5 protein-coding genes are annotated in these 3,203 nt (G+C 59.9%); all 5 read right to left on the bottom strand.

The window, feature by feature from the left end; translation table 11 throughout:
* Positions 1-123 precede the first annotated feature (123 nt).
* The 5 genes from AC5JJ6_RS05785 to AC5JJ6_RS05765 all read right to left on the bottom strand — a co-directional run bounded on the left by AC5JJ6_RS05785 (position 124) and on the right by AC5JJ6_RS05765 (position 2,958).
* Positions 124-324: a hypothetical protein gene (locus tag AC5JJ6_RS05785; protein ID WP_496041128.1), complete on the bottom strand. Its 201-nt coding sequence runs from the start codon at positions 322-324 to the stop codon at positions 124-126.
* A gap of 110 nt (positions 325-434) precedes the next feature.
* A complete protein-coding gene (locus tag AC5JJ6_RS05780; protein WP_496041127.1) occupies positions 435-599 on the bottom strand; it encodes a hypothetical protein in 165 nt (54 codons plus the stop codon).
* Between the two features lie 344 nt (positions 600-943).
* On the bottom strand, positions 944-1,957 hold the full coding sequence (locus tag AC5JJ6_RS05775) for an alpha/beta fold hydrolase (RefSeq protein ID WP_496041126.1): 1,014 nt from the start codon (positions 1,955-1,957) through the stop codon (positions 944-946).
* Positions 1,958-2,155: 198 nt separating this feature from the next.
* Positions 2,156-2,497 (bottom strand): hypothetical protein, encoded by a 342-nt coding sequence (locus AC5JJ6_RS05770; protein WP_496041125.1) that lies wholly within the window; start codon positions 2,495-2,497, stop codon positions 2,156-2,158.
* A gap of 50 nt (positions 2,498-2,547) precedes the next feature.
* Complete coding sequence (locus AC5JJ6_RS05765; protein ID WP_496041124.1) at positions 2,548-2,958, bottom strand: hypothetical protein; 411 nt, start codon at positions 2,956-2,958, stop codon at positions 2,548-2,550.
* Positions 2,959-3,203: the final 245 nt, after the last annotated feature.

Below are 3,203 nucleotides of genomic sequence, written 5' to 3'. Positions count from 1 at the left end.
GCTCGATAACTTTGTTGAGCGAAGAGTTGCTCCCGGCCTGCACCGCATTCAGCGCACCGGCAACTATCACGAAGGCATACAACAACCACTGCATTACTCTTCTTTCCTCCAAGCAGCTGCCATTCAGCTGCGTGATAAAGCCGGCATCACGGATGCGCCAAATGCCTCGATAAAGGCGCGTTGGCTGGTGCCGACGTGGTGCAGATGGATTTCGCTGAAGCCCATGGCCTCGTATTCGGCAAGCCAGGCGGTATGCTGGCCGAGGTCGGCCGATATCAGCACCGCCTCCCGCATATCCGCTGGCTGAACGAAGCGGCTGGCCATGTCGAACTCCTGGGGCGTCCGCAAGCTCCAGTTTACCTCACCGCCGATGACGTTCGAGCGCCATTGCTCGTGCGCTTCTGCCAGCGCCTGCTCCTCCGTCGGAGCCCAGCTCAGGCCGACTTGCAGGTAGAGCGGCTTGTCCTCGCCGCCACCGCGCCGAAACGCGTCGCTGCCTTGCGCAGGGCGTCCGGCTTGGCGCTGACCGTCAGAAGGCCATCGGCCCAGCCGCCAAGCCAATCCGCCGTGGCCTCGGTCACCGCGGCTCCGATCAGCAAAGGGGGAATCTCCGGGCGGCTGTACAGTTTTGCCTCGACGACATCGACACGACCGAAGCCCTGCTCGCAGCCCCGGCAGCGAAGCTTTAGCTAACGCCATGCGGTAAAGCGTCGGTAAACCATGTACCGTTTGGTCTTCCCGCTCGGTGGTCGATGACGAATAGCAATGCGAGCGGTCCATCGAGATTCTCCTGGTCACTCAAAGCGGGCACGAGAACCGATCCGTCAACATCTTTCCCGGCAGGCTGCCCCGAGCCCTGACAGAAACCTCGCACTCAGGAAACCTTCCCGCCATCATGCGCGTGACGATCCGCCCCACAACGGAGCAGATATGCGCTTGCTGACTAATCACTCGGCGCAGCAGTTTCCCTGATCGCTACAACGACATCTGAAAGCGCACTGTAGTTGGCCATATGGCCAATGCCGGCGAGCTTGATCAAACGGCTGCCGTCGATCTCCTTATGAAGTCGCTCCGACTGGGCGTCGGGAGACACGATTGCATCGTCCGCGCCGGTCAGGATGGTGACGGGCAGGCTAAGTTCACCATAGCGTCGAGCCAGGCTGCCGGTTACTACAGGAAGCATGGTGGTCTCCTTCACTTGGGCGCGCATCTGTCCAGGGCGCAACGACATGCTCATCGGAAAGTCAGCAAACCGCTCGTGCACCGGTGCGGGCTTAAAAATCGCTTTGGTCTGCATCGGTGAGGTCACGGACGCCAACAGCGGCGTTATGGTCTGACACATGACATCGCCGATGCCCGGCACCGAGGATGGGAGCGAAGTAACGATGTCACTGCGCATCTGCGGGTAAAAAACGCCGGACATCAGGACGAGTCCTGACGCCGTTGCAGGAAAGTCGAGTGCGAGCGCCAGTGCGGGAAGCACGCCCCAGCTGTGACCGACGATGACGGCGGACTCGACGCCGAGCTGATGCATAGCTTGCGCAAAAAGCGCGGCTTGCGCTCGCGGGGTCCAGAGGCGCGTTCGCGAACGTAGCGTGTAGCCGAAGCCCGGCCTGTCGAAGGCGATAACTCTATGGTGGGCGGCTAGGCTATCGACTACGCCGCTCGCCACCCAATCACCGACCATGGCGCCATTGCCATGGATCAGCACGATCGGGCTGCCCGTTCCGCACTCGATATAGTGGAGGTGGGTTCCGTCTATAGTAAGGAAGCGACCTATCGGCGGGTTGCGCCGTTCCGCCCGCTTAGCCCGCCAGTTGTTGAGGATCGCCGCTGCGGCGAGGGTCACCCCAGCCACGGCTGCGGCGTTCCGCCAGCCACCGAAACCGCGAACCTTATCTTCGCGCTTCCTGCCACCGATTGCGCCAATGGCAGGCAGAGGGGCGAGGTTGTTCATTCTCTTTCACTCATTGTAGCTGTACTCTGATGAAGGTGGTACGTTGCAGAGGAACAGGTGTTACCGTCATCGGCCCGTCGGTTCGCGTTTACCATTAACTCCAGCGTACTCATCGCGCGGACAAACCAATCTCTCTGGTCGCGGCATGTTGATCCCGTTGATGCCTCCCATGACCAGGAAAGTAATATCCTGCAACGTCTATAACCTGGCTGATGACAGTAGTTGGATGAGGGCAAGACACGCCTGTCTATGTGTAGGTTTGTTTCTCGACGTTTTCCTGTTTGCGCGGTTGTTCCATTCCGGCGAGCCGATTTGCCCTGCGGTCGGCAAAATAAGTCTTTGAATCAAGGGCAGTTCGGCACTGGAGCCAGGAAGCTTCAGCAGAACATCGAACCTCTTTCTGGATTTGGCGAACCTTTCCATGGCATCGATCGCGTCGGTAATGGCATCGTGCCCGTTCAAGCAGAGGCCATGCGTCTCTGGCCTCTCGTCCACGAACCACTTGTCCATCCGGCAGGTGACAAAGAATTCCTGCAGCACTGTTCCGTTCTCCGTTGCTGAAGGCTCGTTGATGTGATGGCAGCTGGCCGCTAGTGCAGGGACACTCCTAAGGGAGGTGCGGAAAGGTCGGTAGGCGCCAGTATGGGAGCGAGGCCGGCTTCCATGCTCGACACCGTCATATCCCACACCAAACCATCGGTCGAAGCAATCACGCTGAGACAGGCATGACCCTGGTTCTCGATCGCCTGCGCCAGTGCGGCCCTACAGTCCCCTTGCGGGTTGTTGACAGCCAGCCATGTGGCTGCCTTGACTGTGCCCTCCAGCAGCTTTGTCGTGGACGGGGCCCGACACATGCTGAACAGAAGTCGACGCAGCATCAGGTGCGCCGCCGGATCCGTCCGGCGCTGGGCCAAGCGCCACCCGGGAATAGTCCGCTCAACATCGGCCAGAACGGTATCGAGCTGCGCGATGCGGTAGATCCCCCCGGCACTCCCAGGCACCAAGACGCACCGTTACGACAACTCGGCTATTGGAAGCGAAGCATCGCTATGATCGGACTTCCCACCTTGCACTTTGATTTTTCGCCTGCCCGGCATCCTGCCCCTCCGCGTTCAATCCTGCGAACTCAACACCTCCGCCAAAGAAACATCACGTTTTTCTAATGGCTCTTGTCGGGCCCCGGGGTGATGAACAGCCCTCAGCACGGTATTGAACTGCCGGTACGAGGCAGAAGCTCTCCGTTTTG

This window comes from Skermanella sp. (assembly GCF_059503625.1).
This window is presented reverse-complemented; position numbering and strand designations above follow the sequence as displayed.

Excerpts from the sequence above, each read along its gene's own strand:
- AC5JJ6_RS05785 (WP_496041128.1), bottom strand. The coding sequence starts at position 324 with ATGGCCAGCCGCTTCGTTCAGCCAGCGGATATGCGGGAGGCGGTGCTG.
- AC5JJ6_RS05775 (WP_496041126.1), bottom strand. The coding sequence starts at position 1,957 with ATGAACAACCTCGCCCCTCTGCCTGCCATTGGCGCAATCGGTGGCAGG.